The organism is Pradoshia sp. Z3_51 (assembly GCF_058215915.1).
Genome location: NZ_JBZAJC010000002.1, coordinates 262,201 through 286,018, shown reverse-complemented (window position 1 = coordinate 286,018; position 23,818 = coordinate 262,201). Strand labels below are relative to the sequence as shown.

General features: G+C 37.9%; 20 protein-coding genes. 1 reads left to right on the top strand and 19 read right to left on the bottom strand.

All coding sequences use genetic code 11. The annotated features are described in order from the left end of the window. Positions 1–152: 152 nt before the first annotated feature. The 18 genes from sigE to AC4BHA_RS04920 all read right to left on the bottom strand — a co-directional run bounded on the left by sigE (position 153) and on the right by AC4BHA_RS04920 (position 22,259). On the bottom strand, positions 153–872 hold the full coding sequence (sigE, locus tag AC4BHA_RS05005) for an RNA polymerase sporulation sigma factor SigE (protein WP_066100683.1): 720 nt from the start codon (positions 870–872) through the stop codon (positions 153–155). A gap of 67 nt (positions 873–939) precedes the next feature. Further along, complete coding sequence (gene spoIIGA / locus AC4BHA_RS05000) at positions 940–1,869, bottom strand: sigma-E processing peptidase SpoIIGA (protein ID WP_490558238.1); 930 nt, start codon at positions 1,867–1,869, stop codon at positions 940–942. 381 nt (positions 1,870–2,250) lie between these two features. After that, positions 2,251–3,402 carry a cell division protein FtsZ gene (ftsZ, locus tag AC4BHA_RS04995; protein WP_066100689.1) on the bottom strand — a complete coding sequence of 384 codons (1,152 nt, stop codon included), beginning with the start codon at positions 3,400–3,402 and terminating at the stop codon, positions 2,251–2,253. A 37-nt stretch (positions 3,403–3,439) separates the two neighbouring features. Beyond that, entirely contained in the window at positions 3,440–4,729 is a 1,290-nt protein-coding gene (gene ftsA / locus AC4BHA_RS04990) for a cell division protein FtsA (RefSeq protein WP_490551844.1), read from the bottom strand. A gap of 445 nt (positions 4,730–5,174) precedes the next feature. After that, the gene (locus AC4BHA_RS04985; RefSeq protein ID WP_139891297.1) at positions 5,175–5,912 is read right to left on the bottom strand and encodes a cell division protein FtsQ/DivIB; all 738 of its coding nucleotides are present in this window, start codon (positions 5,910–5,912) and stop codon (positions 5,175–5,177) included. Positions 5,913–6,393: 481 nt separating this feature from the next. Continuing rightward, on the bottom strand, positions 6,394–7,482 hold the full coding sequence (gene murG / locus AC4BHA_RS04980) for an undecaprenyldiphospho-muramoylpentapeptide beta-N-acetylglucosaminyltransferase (protein ID WP_490558237.1): 1,089 nt from the start codon (positions 7,480–7,482) through the stop codon (positions 6,394–6,396). Positions 7,483–7,665: 183 nt separating this feature from the next. Then, positions 7,666–8,766, bottom strand: a complete 1,101-nt coding sequence (gene spoVE / locus AC4BHA_RS04975; protein ID WP_490551846.1) for a stage V sporulation protein E — start codon at positions 8,764–8,766, stop codon at positions 7,666–7,668. A gap of 140 nt (positions 8,767–8,906) precedes the next feature. Then, positions 8,907–10,259 (bottom strand): UDP-N-acetylmuramoyl-L-alanine--D-glutamate ligase, encoded by a 1,353-nt coding sequence (murD, locus tag AC4BHA_RS04970; RefSeq protein ID WP_490558236.1) that lies wholly within the window; start codon positions 10,257–10,259, stop codon positions 8,907–8,909. A gap of 1 nt (position 10,260) precedes the next feature. After that, complete coding sequence (gene mraY, locus AC4BHA_RS04965; protein WP_140461236.1) at positions 10,261–11,235, bottom strand: phospho-N-acetylmuramoyl-pentapeptide-transferase; 975 nt, start codon at positions 11,233–11,235, stop codon at positions 10,261–10,263. 4 nt (positions 11,236–11,239) lie between these two features. Next, positions 11,240–12,730: a UDP-N-acetylmuramoyl-L-alanyl-D-glutamate--2,6-diaminopimelate ligase gene (locus tag AC4BHA_RS04960; protein ID WP_139891300.1), complete on the bottom strand. Its 1,491-nt coding sequence runs from the start codon at positions 12,728–12,730 to the stop codon at positions 11,240–11,242. Between the two features lie 216 nt (positions 12,731–12,946). Next, complete coding sequence (locus tag AC4BHA_RS04955) at positions 12,947–14,875, bottom strand: stage V sporulation protein D (RefSeq protein ID WP_066100713.1); 1,929 nt, start codon at positions 14,873–14,875, stop codon at positions 12,947–12,949. A gap of 124 nt (positions 14,876–14,999) precedes the next feature. Next, entirely contained in the window at positions 15,000–17,204 is a 2,205-nt protein-coding gene (locus AC4BHA_RS04950; protein ID WP_139891301.1) for a penicillin-binding protein, read from the bottom strand. After that, on the bottom strand, positions 17,204–17,554 hold the full coding sequence (gene ftsL, locus AC4BHA_RS04945; RefSeq protein WP_066100720.1) for a cell division protein FtsL: 351 nt from the start codon (positions 17,552–17,554) through the stop codon (positions 17,204–17,206). The genes AC4BHA_RS04950 and ftsL overlap by 1 nt, the downstream gene beginning before the upstream one ends. Before the next feature lie 38 nt (positions 17,555–17,592). Next, entirely contained in the window at positions 17,593–18,525 is a 933-nt protein-coding gene (rsmH, locus tag AC4BHA_RS04940; protein ID WP_066102300.1) for a 16S rRNA (cytosine(1402)-N(4))-methyltransferase RsmH, read from the bottom strand. A gap of 31 nt (positions 18,526–18,556) precedes the next feature. Continuing rightward, positions 18,557–18,988 (bottom strand): division/cell wall cluster transcriptional repressor MraZ, encoded by a 432-nt coding sequence (gene mraZ / locus AC4BHA_RS04935; RefSeq protein WP_066102303.1) that lies wholly within the window; start codon positions 18,986–18,988, stop codon positions 18,557–18,559. A 275-nt stretch (positions 18,989–19,263) separates the two neighbouring features. Continuing rightward, positions 19,264–20,889: a bacillithiol biosynthesis cysteine-adding enzyme BshC gene (bshC, locus tag AC4BHA_RS04930; RefSeq protein ID WP_490558235.1), complete on the bottom strand. Its 1,626-nt coding sequence runs from the start codon at positions 20,887–20,889 to the stop codon at positions 19,264–19,266. An 80-nt stretch (positions 20,890–20,969) separates the two neighbouring features. Beyond that, a complete protein-coding gene (locus AC4BHA_RS04925; protein ID WP_077247941.1) occupies positions 20,970–21,359 on the bottom strand; it encodes a DUF3397 domain-containing protein in 390 nt (129 codons plus the stop codon). Next, the gene (locus tag AC4BHA_RS04920; RefSeq protein ID WP_490558234.1) at positions 21,360–22,259 is read right to left on the bottom strand and encodes a 2-dehydropantoate 2-reductase; all 900 of its coding nucleotides are present in this window, start codon (positions 22,257–22,259) and stop codon (positions 21,360–21,362) included. A 417-nt stretch (positions 22,260–22,676) separates the two neighbouring features. Between AC4BHA_RS04920 and AC4BHA_RS04915 the strand changes: the two genes are divergently transcribed. After that, on the top strand, positions 22,677–23,138 hold the full coding sequence (locus tag AC4BHA_RS04915; protein ID WP_066100726.1) for an N-acetyltransferase: 462 nt from the start codon (positions 22,677–22,679) through the stop codon (positions 23,136–23,138). Positions 23,139–23,232: 94 nt separating this feature from the next. On the opposite strand, the gene AC4BHA_RS04910 is transcribed toward AC4BHA_RS04915, so the two are convergent. Further along, positions 23,233–23,787 carry an RsfA family transcriptional regulator gene (locus AC4BHA_RS04910; RefSeq protein ID WP_139891304.1) on the bottom strand — a complete coding sequence of 185 codons (555 nt, stop codon included), beginning with the start codon at positions 23,785–23,787 and terminating at the stop codon, positions 23,233–23,235. Positions 23,788–23,818: the final 31 nt, after the last annotated feature.

Sequence of the window (23,818 nt, the reverse complement as noted above, 5' to 3'; positions counted from 1 at the left end):
CCATTCCCTCCTAGCAGGAGCTGCTGTACAAAGTAAAGTATCTCCGCGGGAGGGAATTATATGCATATGAAAATTATTTCCGTATAGTGACTAAATGAAAAATCCCTGATTTCATAAAGCTTTTATACGACTAAATATTTTTTACACCTTCCTTAAACCATTTTATTAAATTCTTTTCTAAGCCTTTTTATAATTCGCTTCTCAAGACGGGAGATATAGGATTGCGATATCCCCAGTAAATCAGCAACATCCTTTTGTGTTTTTTCCTCCCCTCCAACCAAGCCAAATCTTAGTTCCATAATCTGCTTTTCCCGATCATTCAATTGTTCCAGTGCTTTAGCCAAAAGTTTTTTATCAATACTTGTCTCTAAGTTTTTTGTGATGATATCATCATCTGTGCCCAATACATCTGATAAAAGCAATTCATTCCCATCCCAATCAATATTCAGCGGTTCATCGAATGAGACTTCGGAACGTGTTTTACTATTCCGTCGTAAATACATTAAAATTTCGTTTTCTATACATCTTGATGCATATGTTGCCAGCTTTATTTTCTTTTCAGGATTAAAGGTATTTACTGCTTTAATAAGGCCGATTGTGCCAATACTGATTAAATCTTCAATGTTAATACCTGTATTCTCAAATTTACGTGCTATGTATACAACTAAACGAAGATTTCGTTCAATTAGCATAGATCTTGCTGTTTCATCTCCAGCAGGCAGTTTATGAATTAATATTTCTTCCTCTTCCTTACTGAGTGGCGGTGGAAGAGCCTCACTGCCGCCAATATAATACACTTCATCTGACTTAAGCTTTAATTTAACTAAAACTTTTGTCCAATAATAGGATAGTCTAAAGCGGAAATTTCTCAATTGTTTAACCCCTTTCCTAATCCTCAACGTCTATTTTCTTCCTGAAATGAGTATAGTGATTATTACATTAAGAGGCAGATGCTGAATCACCGGCCGGTACCATTTTTGGATGAACAATGGAATCGAAAAGCCCTTCTCCTGATAATTGCTGCATGGTAAAAGAAATTAAACATTTTTGAACCTCACGACATTCATTGGCTACTTTAATGGATAGGACATCTGGTTTAAATGCAATTAACAATTGACTGTCATTCCCAACAACCTTACACGGAATAATTCTCATTTTTTCTTGCCACTCATCAGGGAAATCAGCAAAATCGCCATGCAAATTCTGGATCCCTTTGTCAATTAACTTGGATACAGACGCAGGTATCATTGTTTCCCTTCCATAGAGTGAAATAATTGCTACAGGAGAACCGGATAATGGATCGAGTAATTGATTCCCTGTGTCAACAAGCCCTTCTGATTCAAATGAAACGCCATTAATTTCAACAATCATGGTAACCCTCTGCTCTTTATTCCACTTGGCTAGATCAAGGATGTTAATGTGTTTTTTTGAAAAATGCCATGCCAATGGAAATCCAATCATGACAAAAATCCAACTGACCGGGTCACCGAAGCTGCCTGCTCCACTTGTGAATCCGTTGAAATATTCAGTCACTTCAAAGCTAAAAAAATAGTGACTGCCTAAGAGGATTCCACCAATTGTAAAGGTTACAGCATATAAAGTTACAACTCTTTTAAAAAATGCTCGGATACTTCTAAAACCAAATGCGGTTAAAACCATCAAAATAGAAACCATGCTTTTCAGCCAAATTTGATCAGCTAAATAGGAATAGGGAGTGATATATAGCCAAACAACCATAGATCCCACTAAACCTCCAGCTAACATTCTAATCCATTTAATTTGGTTTTTTAGTAAAACCGCAGTCCACACTAATATACTTGTATCAAAGACCCAATTGAGAAACCAAATGGCATCAATATAAATAGTCATATTGTTTCCCCATACTTTTTTTAATAGAACATATGAGAAATTATAACCTGACATAATCCAAAAGGTTGTCACTTCATGTAAAGAGTGCAACCGTTTTTTATTTATATTTTCATCAGTATTTGTCGATGGTTTACTGCAAAAATTCCCCAGTCATATTTAATTTGAACTATTAGAACTATCGGGGTGGAAAAAGGAATTGAGATAATCAATCAGATTCTGAATTAAAATGTTTGAAATAGAAACTATCTGACTAAATCCATAGAACGAGCTATAAACCCTGCAGCGGGAATCTACAAATCAGCTCATTAAAAATATATACAAAAACAAAAAAAGATGATGAGTAATTTACTATTACATCATCATCTTCCTCTATGAAATATATTATCTACGACGATTACGATTTCTTAAGAATGTCGGAATATCAAGTGTATCATCAGTATTGCTGCTCACTTGATTATTTCTGCTAGGTTCTGAAGTATAAGATTCCTCACGCTTAGGTACTTCGCGCTTGATCGGATTCGTTTGAGGAGCAGGGCGTGATTGGCCAAAGTTCGGTCTTGCCGCCGGACGTTGTTGTTCAATTTCATTGAAGCCAGTCGCAATCACAGTTACTACAATTTCATCTTTCAGATTCTCATTAATTACAGAACCAAAAATCATATTTACTTCCTGATCGGAGGCTGATGCTACAATATCAGCGGCTTCCTGAACTTCGAATAAGCTTAAGTTCGTTCCTCCAGTGATGTTCATTAACACACCTTGAGCACCATCAATTGATGTTTCAAGCAATGGACTGGAGATAGCTTTTTTAGCCGCTTCAGCAGCACGGCTTTCACCTGATGCAACCCCGATTCCCATTAAAGCGGATCCTTTATTGGACATAATTGTTTTCACATCTGCAAAGTCAAGGTTAATTAATCCTGGTACTGCGATTAAATCAGAAATACCTTGTACACCTTGTCTTAAAACATTATCTGCTTCACGGAAAGCTTCAAGCATTGGTGTACTTTTATCAACGATTTCTAATAATCGATCATTTGGAATAACAATTAACGTATCAACAGATTCTTTCATAGCAGCAATTCCACCCTGAGCCTGCGTGGAACGCTTACGGCCTTCGAATGTAAATGGCCTTGTCACTACACCAACAGTCAGGGCACCCAACTCACGGGCAATCTGAGCTACAACTGGAGCAGCTCCTGTTCCGGTGCCACCGCCCATACCGGCCGTAACAAATACCATATCTGCTCCTTGAAGGGCTTGTTCAATTTGTTCTTTACTTTCTTCAGCAGCTTTTTTTCCAACATCCGGATTGGCGCCTGCACCAAGTCCACGTGTCAATTTACCGCCTATTTGCATTTTTATTTCAGCTTTTGATAGATTCAAAGCTTGGGCATCTGTGTTAACCGCAATAAATTCTACCCCTTGTAAGCCATGTTCAATCATTCGGTTAACGGCGTTATTTCCGCCGCCCCCTACTCCGATTACTTTTATCGTTGCTAACGAATCAATATTTGTATCAAATTCTAGCATGGAAAGTCCTCCTATTATTTTCGGTAAAGTGTTTCCCTTATTCGAAAAAAACTCCGAAGAATTTTTTCATTTTTGTACTCACTTTATCTTCCGGATTTTTTGGTGCTTTTTCTTTTGGAGCTGGTTTTTGAGCCGGACGCTTTTCTGTTGTTTCTCTGGTAGCAGCAACAGTATGCGCTCCTAACTTCAAGCCTTGCGATCTGGCTTTGTTACAAGCATATGTGATAAGACCAACAGAAGTTGTGTACTGAGGTTCTCTGACACCTATGTAATTTGGTTCCGCTCCACGAACGCGATTTTGCAGAATATTTTGTGCTAAATCCAGTATACCAGGGGTTTTTACTACTCCACCAGTGAGAACATATCCCCCAAGCAAATCAGTTACACCCATATTCACTATAGCATCTTCTACCATTTCAAAGATTTCTGTTAATCTATCTTCCATAATATCAGATACAATAAATTGATTGCAGGACTGTTGTTTTTCGCTGCCAATCACCGGTACTGTGAATGTTTCTTCTTCCGCATCATCATCAATAAATGCATGGCCATGTCTAACTTTAATTTGTTCGGAAACATCAGTTGGTGTTTTTAACACAATGCTGATATCTTTTGTAATAATATTTCCGCCAAGCGGGATAACTGTAGCTCCTTTTAACTCCCCATCTTCAAATACAGCGACTTGTGTAGAACCGCCGCCTATATCAACTAGGGCTATTCCAAGATTACGCTCATCCTTGGATAAAACAAGTGAGCCGGCCGCCATAGGCTGCAGTGCAATATCAGTTATTTCTAATCCTGCACGTTCTACAGCCCGAAGGGTATTATGTAAAATGGTTCTGAGTCCGGTAATTAATACGCCCCTCATTTCAAGGCGAACTCCAGTCATACCTTTTGGGTCGCTGATTTCATCTATTTCATCCACTTTGTAATGAACAGGAATAACATCAATAATTTCTCGATCAGAAGGAATTGTGACTAATTCCGCCTGTTCTCTAACACGAGTTTTATCCTCTTCTGTAATCTCTCGATTGTCATTGGATACAGCGACTACCCCATGGCATGGCTGAAGCATAATATGATTGGCGCTGATTCCGACAATCACTTTACGAATCTCCATACCTACCATTCTTTCAGCTTGTTCAACTGCTTTTCGAATGGATTTGACAGTTTCATCTATATCAACAATCTGACCTTTTTTCAAGCCTTCAGATGCTGCATTACCCACACCGATTATGTTCAAGGAGTCATTTTCCATTTCTCCTATTATCACTTTCACAGTGGATGTACCGATGTCAAGGCTAACATAAATTTCATTGTTGTGCACCCTTTGGCACCTCCTTTAATAGCTATCTATATTATGTTTGAGCTTTTTGAAACCCTACAAAACAACTATTCGCCAAAACCCTTTATTATCCTGTTATTTCCTGTAAAATATCAGAATGTATAAAGAATGTCTGTTTTTTAAAGATAAGAAATATTTCAGAAAAACAATTTGTTATTTCATATTACCTTATTAACTACAAGTCTACACCAATATGAACGCCTAGAAAAGTCAAATTTGTAGCATATATCATATAAAAAAAGAATTTTCTCACATCTGACCAATTCATTCTGTTTTATTTCAGAAAATTAAGCTACTAAAATAATACGGTATGTCCTAAAAATTCATTTTCTATATCAGTTGACTTAAAAATTACATTCAATGATTCTTTTAATGTTCCTAAATACAATTCTTGGAATTAGATTCATTTTTCACTCTTTGAATCTGACTAATAAGAATGAAAATATGAACCAACTTCGAGATCGATAACCCCTTTGCTGCCTTCCTCCAATTGACTCACAATTGCAGCATAATGCACCAGCTTCTCAGCAAGAGTTTCCCCACTCGCAGTTACTTCAAAACCGTCATTCATGTAAAGAGTTACTTTCGTTTTATCAGTCTTAGATGGATTATGGTGAATCTCAGATATTGAGTTCATCACATCCTCGGACATTTCTTCAAGCTGTCCAATAACGATTGACAATGGTTTCCCCTCTTTAAATGAAACAAGTAAAGGCCCTGAATCAGGAATATGGCTTAACTTCTTGTCCAATATCTTACCATTCGATAATATTGGATAATATTCCTTTCCCTTTTGTACATAGGCGGTGTATTTATATTCACTGACTTCTAATGTTATATGGTTCGGAAATCCTTTTTTTAATTTGACATCCTCAATCTCAGGATGTTTTTTGATCATTGTTTCAATTTTGTCACCTTTAATCTCCCAAATATTATCCTCTACTTCCAAACCGCTTTGCTCAATGATTTCTTTATCTGTCAAATACGCATTGCCTTCGACCTGTATAGATTGGATTCGACTTAATGGAGATTGCAAATAGATAATACTGAATATAAGTAAAAAGAAAATCGTCAACAGCCCGATTAGGCGCCTATTTGCTTTCTTTTTTCTCATCTGTTTCAATTTAGGAATTCGATCTTCAAGAGATACCAAATTCTTATCCAATACAAACACCTCATTTAACCAACAACTAAGAATCTGCATACCCTCGTCGTTTTACATATACATAATAAAATATTCTCACCATGATATATAGGTATTATTGCAAAATTATATCGATGGGTGAAGATTTTATTTTTAAATTTCAAAGAACTCATTTACCAAAAATTGATAGATAACGCATCAATTATGAGAAAATTATAACATATAATCTCTTATTTTTTTCTGCTTTTTTAAAGGAATGAATCAAGAAATCCACTTCCGATTCCAACGGTTAAAAAACAGGACGATTGGATTATCATGAATCGGAAGGGACGAGGTATTCATTTTTCATAGCAGGCCATCAGAAGGTAAAACCAACATATCTAATGAGTCCTTTAATCACAATAGAAAAGAACATAAGTATAAGTCATTAACCGTAAGTCCTGCTTGATATCTTTAGAATCAAGATTTTTATTCCTCTTTGATTTCATTTAGTCCTATTTATTTACTGCAGATCCTGCATCATTTTTAATAAACGCTCAGCCGAATCAGGTATACCCATTTGCTTCGCTGACTTCTTCATAGATTCAATCCTGTCTGTATCGAGCATTATTTCATCAATCGCTTTTATTAAGGTGCTACCATTCAATTCACTTTCTTTTATCATGGTTGCTGCCCCTTTTTGCACTAAAGCCTGTGCATTCTTTTCCTGATGATTATTCGTTACATAAGGACTTGGAATCAGGATACTGGCTATTCCCAATGCTGTTAATTCAGCCAAAGTGGTCGCTCCTGCTCGCGATACAACCAAATCAACTGAAGGCAGTATTTCCGGCATATTGTGTATAAATGGTTTTACAATTACATTATCTGGAGTTCCAACTAAATCAAGCTCTTCTTTTACAGATTGATAATGAACGTCACCAGTTATATATATTACTTGGTATGGTTTATCCTTTAATACTTCAATATTTTTTAAAACAGCTTCATTAATTGCTTTTGCTCCACGGCTTCCTCCAAATATGAGCACAGAAGGAATGCCTTTCTTAATGCCTAACTGCTGAATTGCATTTGAGCCAATATGTGAAACAACCTCTGAACCCCTCGGATTTCCAGTAAAGACCACTTTTTCCTTCGGGAAATATTGCCTAGCCTCTTCAAAGCTTATAGCCACTTTATTAACATATCGACTTAAAAATTTATTTGTTAAACCTGGCACGCTATTTTGTTCATGTATAATCGTTGGAATCTTCATTTTGGACGCTGCATAAACAACCGGTCCACATACATATCCACCGGTCCCAATGACGACATCCGGCTTAAACTCTTTTAATAGTTTTTTGCTGTTTGAAACACCTTTTAAGAAGCGCCATATTGTTTTAACATTTTCCAAGCTTAAAGATCGTTTAAATCCTGTAATCTCAATAGCTTTAAAATCAAGACCTTCTCGACTAACGAGGTCTTTTTCTAATCCTTTTTCGGTACCTATATATAAAAAAGATGCCTCCGGATTTAACTTCTTAATTTCTCTTGCCATGGCCAGTGCAGGATATATATGTCCTCCCGTACCTCCACCACTTAATACTATTTTCATGATTGATTCACCTTTCACTTAACATACATTGTTTCTAACTATATGATTTACCCATATTCTACTACACTCTAAACCAGGTTTACATAGGTTCTTCATTATATATATTACTTAAAAATACCATTATACTTAAATAATGATAATCTGTAAAAAAAAAGAAGCCAAATGGATCAGCTTCATTTCACTCTAATAATTAGAATACCTACTTATATTGAGCAATACACCAACCGCCATTAACATCAAGGTCAACGAAGAACCTCCATAGCTTAAAAACGGCAATGTAATCCCAGTAACTGGCATAAGTCCTGTCACAACACCAATATTGATCATCACCTGTATGGCAATCATAATGATGATTCCAACTGCTAAAAAGGCTCCAAATAAATCAGGTGCTCCAAGCGCGATTCTGATACCTCTCCATAACAGGAGAGAGAATAAGAGTATTACTAGTGAACCACCTATAAAACCCAGTTCTTCGGAGAGAATCGCAAAGATGAAATCTGTTTGCGGTTCAGGCAAATAAAAGAACTTTTGTCTGCTTTGGCCCAGTCCCAGCCCAAACAAACCGCCAGGTCCAATAGCATAGAGTGACTGAATGATTTGAAATCCGCTCCCGAGAGGGTCCTGCCAAGGGTCAAGAAATGATGTGATTCTCTTCATCCGGTAAGGTGCAGATATAACAAGTACAACAAAGCCTGCCACCCCAAGCATTCCAAGACCGACGAAGTGACTTATCCTGGCACCTGCAATAAAAATCATCGCTATACATGTTCCTACCATTACAGTTCCTGTTCCAAGATCAGGCTGCATCATAATTAACCCAAATGCTAAAAAGACAAGACCTAACGAGGGTGCTAAACCTTTCTTAAAAGAAGTTATGTACTTTTGTCTTTCAGATAAGAATTTAGCGAGGAAGACGATCATTGCCAGCTTCATAAATTCAGAAGGCTGAATGGAAAAAGCTCCTACTCCAATCCAACTCCTCGAACCATTTCTTAATGTTCCTATTCCCGGGATGAGCACCACCAACAATAAAATAAAACAAATGATGATTAAAGGTTTTGCCCATCTTCTCCAATTCCAATAATCAATATTCATAATAACCAGCATAGCTACAATTCCTACACCTGCAAATAATAATTGTCTCTTTGCAAAGAAAAAGGTGTCATCAAATTTATAGGTAGCCCATATTGCACTGGCGCTGTAGACCATGATTAGCCCTATTGAAAGCAAGGAAAACATTGCGATGATTAAAATAAAGTCAGGAGTGGTTTTTTTTGCAGGCACTTCCATGCACCTCTTTGTTTTAAATTAGGGAAGTATTTCTGGGCCTGATAAATGCTAACAAAAAGAGACGACTTCAAAATCGTCTCTATTGCATTTGGGCAGCGCCTTTCATGAGAAATACTGACTCTTGAACAAGCTCCCTATTTTAACTTATGCACGGCATCCATAAACATGTCTCCCCGGGCTTCAAAAGTTTTATATTGATCCCAACTCGCACATGCCGGTGAAAGTAAAATAGTATCGCCACTTTCTGAAAGTTTATATGCTTCATCGGCAGCTATAGCTACATTATCGACATGTTTGATTATAGATATCCCTGCTTTCTGTGCAGTTTTCGTTAATTTTTCAGCTGTTTCTCCAAAAACAATCATTGCCTTAACATGAGTGAGAAGCGGAATTAATTCATCAAATTCATTTCCTCGATCCAAGCCTCCAGCTAACAGGATTAATGGACTTTTAAACGAGGATATAGCGGCTGACGCAGCCAAAATATTTGTTGCTTTGGAATCGTTATAAAATTTTCGTCCATTTATTTCTGCAACAAATTGAGTACGATGCTTAACACCGCTGAATGTTTTTAGTACATCTTGAATCGCTTCATTAGCTACACCATATAATTTAACGGCAGCTACAGCGGATAAAATATTTTCCAGATTATGCTTACCAGGCAATACTACCTCATCTATAGCGATAATCTTTTCATTCTTGAACCAAATAAATCCGTCTTTCGTGTAAGCACCCGTTTCATCCACTGCTTCAGTACTAAATGGAACTGAAATAGCGCCTGAGCCCTCTGCAGCCTTTTTAGTAGGCTCCTGGTTGACATTATACACGATGAAGTCAGTTTCTTTTTGGTTTTTGGTTATTTGCGCTTTAGCGAATGCATATTCTTCTTTCGTCCCATGATAATCCAAATGGGCATCAAATAGATTTAAATAGACTGAAATATAAGGTCTGAACGTTTGAATTCCCATCAACTGAAACGAGGACAATTCAATTACTATAACATTCTCCGCCGTTGCTTCCTGAGCCACGCCGCTTGCTACCGTTCCTATATTCCCAGCAATAAGCGGCTTTTTCCCTCCGCGTTCAAGCATCTCATAGATCAATGTAGTCGTAGTTGTTTTTCCATTCGTACCTGTTATTCCAATAAAAGGAGCCTCAGATATTCGATAAGCAAGCTCTACTTCAGTAATAATTTCTATATTCTTTTTCAGTGCTTCCTGTATCATCGGATTCGTATACGGGATTCCAGGGTTCTTTACGATTAATTCAAATCCTTCATCCAATAATTCAATCGGGTGGCTTCCGCAAACGACCTTAATACCTTCTTCCAGTAAACCTTGAGCTTCTGGGTTTTCATTCAAAGGCTTAAAATCATTTACAGTTACAAAAGCACCAAGTTTATGCAAAAGTGAAGCCGCACTTACCCCGCTCTTTGCCAGCCCGAGGACAAGCACTTTTTTTCTTAAATAATCATTTATTTGCTTCATATTATAACCACACCTCTAAGTAGATTCCTAAAATAGCGAAAAGTAAGCCAACCGTCCAAAACGTTACAACTACACGCCACTCTGACCATCCGCTTAATTCATAATGATGGTGTAATGGACTCATTTTAAATACACGCTTACCTGTCGTTTTAAAAGAAGCTACCTGAATAATAACGGATAAAGTCTCAATAACAAAAACACCGCCAATAATAACAAGAAGTAATTCTAATTTTAGCAATATCGCCACTGTCGCAATAGCTCCACCTAAGGCAAGTGATCCCGTATCACCCATAAACACCTTCGCAGGATGAGCGTTAAAAACTAGGAATCCCAACACAGCCCCGACAACAGCTACACAGAATAAAGCAATATCATATTCTTTTAAATTCCAGGCTAATACAGCAAATGCTCCAAACGCGATAGCAGAAGCCCCAGATACCAACCCATCAAGACCATCAGTTAAATTGACAGCATTCGAAAACCCGACTAACCAGAAAATAATAATAAAGATGTAAAACCATCCAAAATCAATGCTGTAATCAGTCAATGGAATACTAATTTCAGTAGACATATTGCTCTGTCTCATAATGAAATAAAAGATACAAGATATAACTATTTGCCCAAGCAATTTTTGTCTAGATGTTAATCCAAGATTTCTCTTCATGACGATTTTAATAAAATCATCCAGGAAACCAAGTAAACCAAAACCGATGGTTACAAATAGCAGTAAATAGGTTTCAGTACCCGGATCTCTAAATTTACCAGTCATTACAAGGGTTGTAACAAGGATTGACAGTAAGAATACAACCCCTCCCATCGTAGGTGTACCTGTTTTTTTCTGATGGGATTTCGGTCCTTCTTCTCTAATACTCTGACCAAATTTCAAACGTCTTAGGAACGGTATAAAAATAGGGGAGAGAAGAACCGTAATTAAGAATGATACGAGTATAGTAAAAAATAAAACTTGCTCCAGCATGGTTCTACTCCCTTTCGTCTCTTCGGTTCAAATTTAATTTCTGTTCAATTGCTTCTAATGCGACTTCTTTATCGTCAAAATGAAGAACTTCCTTACCAATGATTTGATAATTTTCATGACCTTTTCCTGCAATCAGGACTACATCACCAGGTTCAGCACTAAACACGGCATCATAAATTGCTTCCTTACGATCAGCAATAACTTTGTAATCATAGCCGGCGACACCATTTTCCATATCAGAAAGAATGGATAAAGCATCTTCACTCCTCGGATTATCAGAGGTGAATATGGCATTTGAACTATATTCACATGCTACCCGAGCCATAATTGGACGTTTTGTACGATCACGATCACCACCGCAGCCAACGATCGTATATACTTTTTTAGAAGCAAACTCATTGATTGTCTTCAGAACATTTTCCAAGCTATCAGGTGTATGTGCATAATCTACTATAACTGTAAATTCCTGTCCTCCGAAGACCGGCTCAAAACGCCCCGTCACTCCTTTAATATTCTGTAAAGACGATAAGATCTGTTTGATATGAAGACCTGAAACAAGTCCAACAGCAATGGCAGCAAGACAATTGTATACGTTGAATTTTCCAATCATCGGGATTGTTATTGGACAGCTATGGTCTGGCGTTGTCAAAGTAAATTTTGTTCCTTCTGAAGTAATAATAATATCAGTTGCCCTAACATCTGCTTTTTGAATAATTCCATATGTTACCACACTAGCAGAAGTTGATTTTTCAAACATGATGGATGCTGAATCATCAGCGTTTAAAATGGCATACTTCGGCTTATTATCCTGATAAGTATTTCCTAAACGTGAGAATAATAAGCTTTTTGCATAACGGTAATTATCCATTGTTCCATGATAATCAAGATGGTCCTGTGTTAAGTTTGAAAAAACAGCAATATCGTAATCACAGCCAAATACACGCCCCATATCGAGTGCATGCGAAGATACTTCCATAACTGCAGTATGTACACGATTGTTCACCATATCTGCAAATGTTTTTTGTAAGGTTAGGCTATCAGGTGTTGTATTTTTTGTTTCGAACTTTTCAGATCCAATCTTCGTATACATGGTTCCGATTAAACCTGTTGTATAGTTTGCATCCTGAAATATTCTTTCTACCAGATGACTAATTGTTGTTTTTCCATTTGTTCCGGTAATTCCGATTAGATTAAGCTTTTGTGTAGGGTGGCCATAAAAGAAATCAGCCAGTAAAGCCATTAACTTTTGTGTGCTTTTAACAATTACGACAGGTACAGAGAGTGATAGAGGCTTCTCTGCAACAATAGCGACTGCTCCATTTCTAACCGCCTCTTCTGCAAGATCATGGCCGTCGACAGTATATCCCTTAATACAGATAAACAAGCTGCCTTCCTTTACCTTGCGGTGGTCATTCTCAATGGATGAAATAAGAGGGTTGCCATCTCCCTGTTTCTGTTTAAACGGTATTCTAGAGATTAATTCATCGAGTTTCATAAAACTGTTCCTTTCTTTTTAAAGCAATCTTCACTATTGTATCGTAATTTAAGCCGTTTAGAAATAATAAAGTATATAATCTTCTAGTCAGGTAAAAGAATAACCGCTTACACTTTTTTCAGATTACGAAGAGGCAGCTGAAAAGAACTTTTATCAGCTGCCAATTTGTTATTCTATGCAGAAATATCCTGAAAGCAGCACCACTTTTATAACCTATTATTCCTCTGTATCATCCTCTTCCAGATATATTCGGATGGAAGAACCCTCTTTCAATTTGACACCTGCTTGCGGTGATTGCTGCACAATCCGATTTCCGCTCCCAGACTTTTCTACTTTGAAGGTAGAATATTGCTCACCCAAATCCTTTAGTGTCATTCCAATCAAATCAGGAACTTCTTCCATTCTCGGATCTAAATAGTTTTTTTCTTTCTCTACTTGATTTTTACGCTGCTCAATACCAAGTGCCGGCAAACTATCCTTCATGATCCTTCCAACAATAGGAGCTGCTACGACCCCTCCAAATTGAACCGTTCCTTTTGGATTATCAATCGCTAAATAGACAACCAATTGCGGATCATCAGCTGGTGCAAACCCGATAAATGAGACAATGAAATTATTTTCTAGGTATCTGCCGTTTTGAGCCTTCTGAGCTGTACCGGTTTTCCCGCCAACTCGATAACCATCAACAAATGCACCTTTCCCTGAACCTTGTGCCACTACTGTTTCAAGAGCTTCACGAATTTCCTTTGAAGTTTCCTTTGAGATAACATTCCTTTTCGCCTTTGGAGTTTTCTTAATGATGGTATCACCTGTGACAGGATTTACAATTTCTTTTGCGATATAGGGGGTATAAAGTGTTCCGCCGTTAATCGCCGCCGACACAGCCATCACCTGTTGGATTGGTGTAACTGAGACTCCTTGGCCAAAAGCAGTTGTTGCCTGTTCAACCGGGCCAACTCGATTTATATTAAATAAAATCCCTTTCCCCTCTCCCTGTAAATCAATACCCGTTTTTTCTCCAAATCCAAAGTCATGAATATAATTAAATAATTTTTCTTTTCCGAGTCTTTGACCAAGCTCAACGAACCCAGGGTTACAGGAGTTCTGTACTACCTCAAGGAATGTTTCAGATCCATGTCCCCCCCGTTTCCAGCATCTTAAACTAGCTCCGCCTACCTTTGTATAGCCTGGATCATAAAAATGATCATTTTTCAAATCCACTTTTCCTTCTTCAAGCGCTGCGGCCAACGTAATAATCTTAAATGTAGAACCTGGCTCATAGGTACTCCATACAGGTAAGTTCCGATTATAAACCTCAGGTGCCACATTTCTAAAATTCGACGGATCAAATGTAGGCCTGCTCGACATTGCTAGTATTTCTCCTGTATTAGGATTAACGGCAATAGCAACAATACCATCGGGGTTATATGTTTCTTCGGCAATTTCCAGTTCTCTATCAATAATCGTTTGAATTCTGCTGTCAACTGTTAGCTTTAAATCATACCCATTTGCTGGAGCTTTATAGTCATCAGCCATATTCTCCATCCGTTTTCCTTTTGCATCAGCATAAAACTTAACATACCCTTTTTGTCCCTTCAGCTCATCATCATAGGCCAATTCAAGGCCCATCAATCCTTGATTATCGATACCCGCAAATCCAAGAACATGTGCCAGTGTAGATCCTTTAGGATAATAACGAATTGAGTCCTCAGCAATATAGACTCCTTTTAAATCTAAGTTTCTAATTTCTTTTGCTTTATTGTGGCTGATTTTTCGGCCTTCAGGTATCTTTACGATAGACGTATTTGAGGTTATGAGTTTAAAAGCTTTATCCGTCCTCATATTCAGTACTGAGGCTATTTGTTTAGCTGTATCCGCTGGATTCACCACCTGGCGAGGGACAATATAAACAGTAGGGGCGGATTTATTAGTAGCATAAACCACTCCATTACGGTCCTTGATCTCTCCCCGTTTTGGCTCAAATGGAACATTTCTGCTCCACGAATCTTTAGCTAAGCCCGTCAAAAAATCTCCTAAATAAAACTGAACATATCCTAGTCTGATGATGATTACCAGAAATACGAACAATCCGATCAACAATGCTGCGATTAATCGTTTTCTGACAGTAATATTTGATGCTCTCATGCCCATCCCTCCAATGCACGACTCTTTTTCACTGTATGCTTGTACCCTTTGGTTTATGTATGCACATTATGAAAAGAAAAAAAGAGCCTGATAGCTTTAAAAGCTATCAGGCTCTGAAATAAATCTAATCGGATTCTACATCCTCTTCCTTGGTTTTTGAACTATTCTCTTTTGATTTTTCATATATGGTTTTAGGATTCTCAAATTGAACAACTAGGAAAGTATCATCCTTCAATTTTGTTCCTGCTTTTGGTTTTTGAGTAACAGCATACCCGGAGCCTGAAGTATTTAACTCCACCTCCATTAAGGAAGCCGCCTTCATAACATCCCTAATTGACCATCCTGAAAAATTAGGTACTGTTAAGTCGCCATCGGTCAGAAGAAGAACCTTCTCTCCTTGAATAATCTGAGATCCTGCACTCGGCGATTGTTTAGAAACACTCATCCCTTTCCCTATAACAATAGGTGTCAGGCCAAGCTCTTCAACCTTCGCCTTAGCAGTCTCAACATTCGTTTCTTTTAATTCAGGAACTTCACTAGTGGATTTTTTCTTTGTATTATCTGATTTAATATTTAGGTACTTTAATGTATTTTCCATTACTGAGTTAAATACTTGGGAAACTGGGGCTGAACCAGACTCACTAGCGCTGATTTTCGGCTGTTGAATGGCCACATATACTACAACCTCAGGATTATCCTTCGGTGCCATTCCTAAGAAAGAAAATAAATAATTTTCATGACCAGTAGCGTAACCCGCGCCAGTTTGACTGCGAATCTGAGCCGTTCCCGTTTTACCTATAACATCATAGCCATCCAATTTATATGGCTTACCGGTTCCATGTTTAGAGGTTACGACCGTTTCCAATATATCACGCACCTCAGCTGCCGTTTCCTTGGAAATCGGTTTGCCTGCTACAGTAGGTTTCGTTTCCTTCAATACTTTTTTCGTGTTGGAGTCCACAATTTTTTCAACTACATAGGGCTTCATCATTTTTCCGTCATTTGCGACGGCAGTTGCTGCCTGAATCATTTGGATCGGTGTAACAGTTGAACCCTGCCCAAAGGCAGTCGTGATTTGTTCAGATTTATATTTATAAACAAATTTACCGGTCGTTTCACTCGGGAGATCAATACCTGTTTTTTTACCAAAACCAAAGCTTTCAAAGTATGTTAAAAGTTTTTCAGTTCCGATTTTTTCATCAGCCAATTTAGCAAAAGCAACATTTGAAGAACGTTGAACCCCTTCTAGATAGCTAATCGTCCCCCACCCTGCTCCACCATTATGGTCTCTTATCGGTCTAGAACCTTTAATCTTAAACATGCCTGATTTATATTTTTCATTAGGATTAAATACTCCTTCTTCAACAGCAGCAGCCAACGTAAAAATCTTCATGGTAGAACCTGGCTCAAAAGATTCTTCAACCGCTAGATTCTGCCAGGTATCTGCAAGTCCATCCCTTGTGTTTAAATCAAAAGTAGGGCGCTGTGACATAGCCAATATTTTCCCTGTCTTTGGATCTGCTACGACACCAATCATTTTAGTTGGGTTGTATTTCTTATTGACTTCCGACATTGCGTCTTCTAAAAAGATTTGAATTTTTTTATCGAGCGTCAGCTGAACAGAAGCTCCATTCGAAGGTTCGTTCACTACCGTCTCTTTATTAGGAAGAATATTTCGCCATAGGTCACCCTCAAACTTGATAGATCCATCCTCTTCCTGTAAATACTTATCCAATTCTTTTTCTAGCCCTAACGCTCCAGTTGTTTTCCCTGTTTCTTCATTATTCTCAACAAACCCTATTACATGTGAGGAGAAGATTCCATTCGGATAAAATCTCTTCGTATCCTTTACAAACGTAATACCTGGTAAATTTAATCCTTCGATATCATTTTTTTGTTGATGGGTTAAATCACGTCCAGCAGCACCAAATTCAGTTTGATAAAGTCCCTTTTTGTTCAAACGACTTAATATTTCGCTTTCATCCATATCAATGTGCTCAGCCAATACTCTTGCTGTTTCTTCCTTATCTACAACATGTTTTGGCTTTTTCGGATTTTCAGTTACAGATGAATTAAGGAGGGCAATTAGCTTATAGGTTGACGTATCCCTTGCCAGCACCTCACCATTTTTGTCAACAATCGTTCCTCTTTGTGCCGACAAGGTACGGGTGACTTCATACTTATCCTGCGCTTTAGCAGCAAGCTCCTGTCCACCGGCAACACCAGTATACTGAATATACAAAAAGCGAAAAAATACTACACAAAAAAGCAGCCCAAATATTACAAATAAGAGTGCTGCTCCCCTATTGCGGCTTTTTCGATTACTCATTAATCTTGCACTACCTTAACATTTTTATCTTTTAGTGTTAATCCCAATTCTTTTGCTTTTTGCCAGATTCGGTCATATGTACTTAACTCCGCCACTTGATCTGCATAATCTTTATTAAGCTTTTCCTGATTCTCTATCTTGCTTTCAAGAGCAATAATTTCATTATTCGTTGAGTATATATTTGCTTGTGCGGAAATGATTTTTACAGCAAAGAAAGCGATAAACAATGAGAACGTTAAATATAGAATCTTCTCACCAATCGTAATGCCGCCTTTTACTTTAACTTTCTTTGTTGTTGTTCCTACATGACGTTGCTGTTCTTGCTGAAGTTTTCTTGCTAAACTACTCAAGTTTATCCCCTCCCATTAAATAATTTTTCATAATCTATTCATTTCTTTTCTGCTATTCTTAATTTAGCTGAACGCGCTCTTTTATTCGCTTCCACTTCTTCTTCACTCGGTAAAATCGGTTTTCTGGTTATCAACTTTAAATCCGGCTCGAATTCTTTTGGAATAATCGGCAATCCATGTGGCATTGGCGGTAATTCCGAATGTTCTTTAAAGAAGCTTTTGCAAATCCGATCTTCCAACGAATGGAACGTAATCACTGAAATTCTGCCGCCTTTATTGAGCATAGGAAGCACTTTTTCTAAAGATACTTCAAAAACTCTCAGTTCATCATTCACGGCTATTCGTATGGCTTGAAAGATTCGCTTAGCGGGATGTCCGCCTTTTCGCCTTGCTGGAGCAGGGATAGCTTCCTTAATAATATCTACCAAATCAAAGGTTGTACGAATTGGCCCAATCTCTCTGGCTTGTTCGATTTTGCGGGCAATTTGTTTCGAAAACTTTTCCTCACCGTACCTAAAGAAAATCCGGACCAACTCTTCGTATGTCCAGCTATTCACTACATCATAAGCTGTTAAAGGAGATGATAGATCCATTCGCATATCAAGTAATGCGTCATGGTTATAGCTGAATCCTCTTTCCGGGGTATCAAATTGAGGAGATGAAACACCCAGATCGTATAGAATACCGTCTATCTTTGTAATACCTAATTCAGTGAGTTTTTCATCAAAATAAACAAAATTACTATTAATTAATGTTACCTTGTCCATATAAGGCTCTAGCTTCTTCTCTGCATGCTTTAATGCAGTCTCATCCTGGTCAAACGATATTAATCTTCCTTGTCCGGATAAAGACTTCGCAATTAATTCACTGTGTCCTGCGCCCCCAAGGGTACAATCAACATAGATACCGTCAGGTTTTATATTCAGTCCATCCACAGCTTCTTTTAATAGTACAGTCGTATGATTAAACATTTCTTCACCTTCCTGAAAGGAAGTATGCGCATTAAATATCAAAACCAATCATATTTTCAGCAATCTCTGAGAAAGATTCTTCTGATTCCGAGAAATATTCTTCCCATATTGATTTACTCCATATTTCTATCCGGTTAGATACTCCTAAAACTACGCATTCTTTTTCCAATTTTCCATAGTTTAAAAGTGGTCCCGGGATGTTCACACGTCCCTGTTTATCCAGTTCACATTCAGTCGCACCTGAAAAAAAGAAACGGGTAAATGCTCTTGCATCCTTCTTCGTAAGTGGAAGGCCTTTTAGTTTTTCTTCAAGTTGAGACCATTCATCCAGTGGATATCCAAACAGGCATTGATCAAGGCCGCGTGTAATTACAAACATATCGCCTAAACTTTCCCGAAATTTAGAAGGTATGATTATGCGTCCTTTTGAATCAATTGAATGATGGTATTCACCCATGAACATGTCCTTCACCCCACTTCTCCACCTTAGAGTACCACATCGCCCCACTTTTCTCCACAATTTATATAAAAAAACTTTAATATTTGAATAAAATTTCAGACTATGATTCATTGATTTCAGCCAAGCCTAGAAAAACAAAAAAAACTGCCTTTCTAAGACAGTTTTTTCTAGATATTATTATCTGTTTTTTTATGTTCTATTTGGACAAAAGCTTCCATAATTCACTCTTTATTTATTGTCAAACGAAGCAAATCTCCACTTAAGTTCTTACAGCATCTTTATATGGTTACGACATAATGCGACCCATCAAATTCGAGCGGTTCCGCCAAGAGGCAATCGACCCATAATGTCCCATATTGATTGAAAAAGTAAAACGGATTGAGAATTCTTTCCTGCAGGCCGCTTGCCGGATGGAGACTATTTTCGACACGATTGTATTTTGCAATCGTTTCTTCATTTTTTCTCTCTAAATGGCTCTCCACCTTTTTCTGCATAAAAAGGAGCTGTTCTTTAATCAAGTGGCGATTTTTTTCGAAAAGAGGTTCCAATCCTTTATCGAATTCAACCGCTTTTTGTTGCCACGTAAGATGAGCAGATTCCAGATTTTTAATTATACTGCTATATGTATCCGGAGCCTGTTTACGCAATTCTTCCAGATAGAACTCCCTATCCTCTGAACAACCTTTTCTCAAAACTTTTTCCAAGGGAAGATTAAGTTCCTCTAATAATCTTTCAATATTTCCTTCCAATAACGTAAAGGAAAGTCGAGGCCATATCGGTGGCATCTTTTCTCCAGTCATGGCAAACGCAGGTTTAATTTCACTCCAATAGGCAATCTCGCCGGGTCCAGCTATAAATCCTAAGACAGGAAACAGTTTTTCCTGTAAAAGTGGACGAGATACAACATTTGTACTGAAATACTCTGGATGTTTAGATAGTAAACGATCCAGCTCTATTTGGGATAATTTAATTCCGCTTCCCTTCCCAATTAAGTCACTTGAACCTTCTTCACGTTCCAACAGCAGCCGGTTAAGAGTTGAAGGCTCGTAGTAAAATAAGTTCGTACATTGTTCATCAAGATCAATAATCGGATTATATCCGTTTTTTTTCAAAAGATTTTGCTGTTCAATTACGGCTTTGCTAATTCCTGCTTCATAAGCAATTTGCTGATAGACAGGCCCAGCCAGCTTCCTAAAGCCTGGGTCGCCTGAATCCACCATTAAGAGACCATGCATTTTAAAGAGATCATTTATAAGAATAGCGAAAAAATCGGTGATGGTTTCGGATTGATCAATTGCTTTTTCCGCCCAATCCAGCAATTCGTTCGTACGCTCTGTCTCTCCCCATAAGGAAAATACATCCTGCAGCCAATCTTTCGCTATATCCGGATTCATATTAATATCAGATATCATTTTTTTCGATAAAGGTTTTTCCGGGTACACGATTTTTTTAGTTTCATGCCCCTCTTCAGCGTAAACATGATTAATCTCTTGGTAATCATGATCCTCACCAGCAATCCAGAAGATTGGGACTACCCTTTTATTTAATCTTTCACTTTGTTCCTTTGCCAATTTTATAATCGAGATAACTTTATGAATAGAATACAGCGGTCCAGTCAATAACCCTGCTTGCTGGCCTCCAACGATTACTAAAGCATCCTCACGCAAGGCATCGATATTTTCCTTTACTTGCTCTGATATTCCATATTTACTCATGAAGGATTCAATATAGGTTGCCATTTCATCTCGTGGATAAGTTCGACCATCAAGCCAATCCGCCCGATCTTGAATATGCTTCTCATTCTTCCAATCATACTCTGCAAAAGATTTATTTATACTTCCCTTGATATAGTCAGATGCAAAACTATTCATAGCTGGAAGATTCATTTTTATGTATTCCATCATCAATGGTTGTCTCCTTTTGAACAAATTCATATAACAGTATATCATTCCCTTTGAAAGCTTTAAAAGGTATTGCTACTCGCCTATGTAAATACTTTTACTATTCTCTCAAGAATCCCAATTGCGGCCAATAAAAAATAGGCGGCAGAGAATAACAGGAATGAAGCTCTCCAAAAACCAGTGAAAACTCTTTTCAAGTCAACCTCTTCCCTTACTTTGTAATGCATAAACAACACAGCGGAAGCGATTATAATCAAGACAATTAAAATAATCCATAAGTATGAATGTTCAAAAAGAGCGATGATTGCATAATGAACTGCCATAATCAAAAAAACCGTCGTAGCGTCGGCAGAAAGCCTGACTGCCTTTTTGTTATTTTTAAGCATCTGTCGGGAAATTGTATATACGGTCAAATAAACAATAATTGGCATGATTACGCAAATAGCGATAAGGCCTGCTAATAAGCTGTCCACTCACATCTCCTCACTTTCTTCCATACCACGCACCATATTAAACAGCATTTTACATTGAGGTGCTGGGATATCATTCTTATCTGCTTCGCGAATACAATATCCAAGGATTGCCTCTATTTCAGTCTTTTTATCCAACTGAAGATCCCTTAACATAGAAGAGGTATTCTTGGCTGTTCGACCACATATTGTAATAATTCTCTCCAAATAAATCTGATGCTCAGCCTCCGGAATTAATAACGAATGACAAACCTCCTGACAGATGGATTCCACCAGCTTAATGTAATATGTATTTTTTATTAATTCTCCGTTGCGAACCCCTAGTATACTGGTCAACGGGTTTATAACAGAATTAATAATCAATTTTTCAGTATGAATTAATTTGATATCAGGGAGCAATTGCACCGGAAAACCATCCGTATCCAAATATTCCATACCCGGCAGCTTCCTTCCTCTATATAAGCCCATTTTTATCATTCCAATTCCTGTATGGTGAACCGTATGATTATTTTCCCGAATGGCACCATGCTCAACAATCCCAGTATAGATTGTGGAAACCAGCAATGCAGGTAAATGAGCGAAATGACTCATACCATTTTGCAAAAAGACAACTGCAGATGCATTCTCTTCTAGTAGAGACCATAGATTTATGAGAGCGGTCTGCTTTACGGTTAGAATGATGATTTCTTGTCTTTGAATTAATTCTTCCGAATCATTAATACATACCGCATTAATATTTTTATAATTATGCTCACCCTGCATGTCAATCAGGGTGATTCCTTTTTTATTGATTTCGTCCGCTTGTAATGATGTGTGCGTGAATAGCGTAATTTGATGGTTATCACTCAGCTTGGAAGCTGCCAATAATCCAATTGCCCCTCCTCCTATTATCCCAATCCTCATGTTCTCCTCCAAGTGATCTTTTGCAATAATTGTAACATTTGCTATGTATGATGAAAAGATAACTCATCCTGTTTTGAGTCAATCGTCATTTAGCTGAATTATCGATGGCTTCCGCTCTATTTCCTTGTAGTTTGGAGGAATAGCATAACTTATACGGCTGGATTACCCATCGCTTATCAACCACTTCATTCTTGTGGCTGGATTAATCATGAACTCCGCTCTATTTCTTTGTCGATTGGCCAGATAACCTACTTATTCGGCTGAATTTCACACTTATTCACACTTATTCGGCCGATCCTCATTCAACAAGTGTTTCAGTAGCCGTCCTGACGACTAAAAATTATGATTTTTCTATATATTTAGCTATAATGGAAATATAAGTATAAACTTTTCACATACATTTAAGGGGGCTATGAAGTGAGTGTAAAGGTTGAAAAATTACGCGTTAACTACCGCACGCTTGAAGAATTCAAGAAATTTAAGGAATATGGTTTGCAAGAATTATCCATGCTTGAAGATCTGCAGGCAAATCTTATTGAAGATAATAGCGAATCACCTTTTTACGGCATCTATTTTGGGGATAAATTAGTTGCCAGGATGAGTCTTTATAAAATCGATGCCAGGTTTGATAAATATTTTGACCCTCCACAGGATTACTACGAAATATGGAAGCTTGAAGTTTTACCGGATTATCAAAAAAAGGGATACGGCTCCATGCTCGTCCAATTCTCCAAAGATCTTGGCCTACCAATCAAAACAAACCCAAGAGTCCATTCACGTAATTTTTGGGAAAAACAAGGCTTCGAACCTGTAGAGTATGATATGGAAAGAGATTTAGGAGAGAACCCACTGATTTGGCAGCCTAATAATGATAAATAGATTGACTTTAAGCTTTCCAGCGAGAAAGCTTTTTCTTTTCATCAAACATTAATAGAAGCACACCTTTTAAAAAGGCATGCTCCTGTAGCAATCATCATTTTTCCTCCGATAATTGACGTGCCCGATTCAGTAAATCAAGCAATCCACGGTAATCCTTCTCCATCTGCTTAAATCGTATTTCTACTGTATCTCTCTCTTGAACTAAATAATCTGCGTGCTTTTTTAACTCTGAGTATTCCAGCAGTAATTCTTCAGGCGAGCGGAATGATCGTTCTTCCAACCTACTCTTTAAGTTGGTTAAATAGGCAATAACCGTATCTAGAGAAAGATTGAGCTCAGCATCCCCAACTATTCCGACCGAGATTTTTTGTTCCTCACACTGCGGCTGCTCCACCTCCAATTCCGCAGTCCCTAGCGATTTTTTAAGATCTTTACGTACTTTTTTAGCCAGCTCTATCCCTTCCGAATATTGCTTACGGACATAAGAATTCCATCTAAAGCCACATGCAGCCGGAGTTCTCGACAACCCTTTACCAACCTCTTCAAATGCTTTTAATTGTGTGCTTCCCTCACGGATATGGCGTAATACCACCTCCGCCAAATATACATCCTCGTCCTGCGACCATCCATCCTGCCTTGAACCTGTCATCCACTCTTCCCCCCAATAAGCATTCATAATA

Coding starts and splice junctions, on each gene's coding strand:
- ftsZ (WP_066100689.1), bottom strand. CDS start 3,402: ATGCTAGAATTTGATACAAATATTGATTCGTTAGCAACGATAAAAGTA.
- murG (WP_490558237.1), bottom strand. CDS start 7,482: ATGAAAATAGTATTAAGTGGTGGAGGTACGGGAGGACATATATATCCT.
- rsmH (WP_066102300.1), bottom strand. CDS start 18,525: ATGTTTAATCATACGACTGTACTATTAAAAGAAGCTGTGGATGGACTG.
- AC4BHA_RS04955 (WP_066100713.1), bottom strand. CDS start 14,875: ATGAGAGCATCAAATATTACTGTCAGAAAACGATTAATCGCAGCATTG.
- mraZ (WP_066102303.1), bottom strand. CDS start 18,988: ATGTTCATGGGTGAATACCATCATTCAATTGATTCAAAAGGACGCATA.
- mraY (WP_140461236.1), bottom strand. CDS start 11,235: ATGCTGGAGCAAGTTTTATTTTTTACTATACTCGTATCATTCTTAATT.
- AC4BHA_RS04950 (WP_139891301.1), bottom strand. CDS start 17,204: ATGAGTAATCGAAAAAGCCGCAATAGGGGAGCAGCACTCTTATTTGTA.
- bshC (WP_490558235.1), bottom strand. CDS start 20,889: ATGATGGAATACATAAAAATGAATCTTCCAGCTATGAATAGTTTTGCA.
- AC4BHA_RS04960 (WP_139891300.1), bottom strand. CDS start 12,730: ATGAAACTCGATGAATTAATCTCTAGAATACCGTTTAAACAGAAACAG.
- AC4BHA_RS04910 (WP_139891304.1), bottom strand. CDS start 23,787: ATGACAGGTTCAAGGCAGGATGGATGGTCGCAGGACGAGGATGTATAT.
- murD (WP_490558236.1), bottom strand. CDS start 10,259: ATGAAGCAAATAAATGATTATTTAAGAAAAAAAGTGCTTGTCCTCGGG.
- spoIIGA (WP_490558238.1), bottom strand. CDS start 1,869: ATGACTATTTATATTGATGCCATTTGGTTTCTCAATTGGGTCTTTGAT.
- AC4BHA_RS04920 (WP_490558234.1), bottom strand. CDS start 22,259: ATGAGGATTGGGATAATAGGAGGAGGGGCAATTGGATTATTGGCAGCT.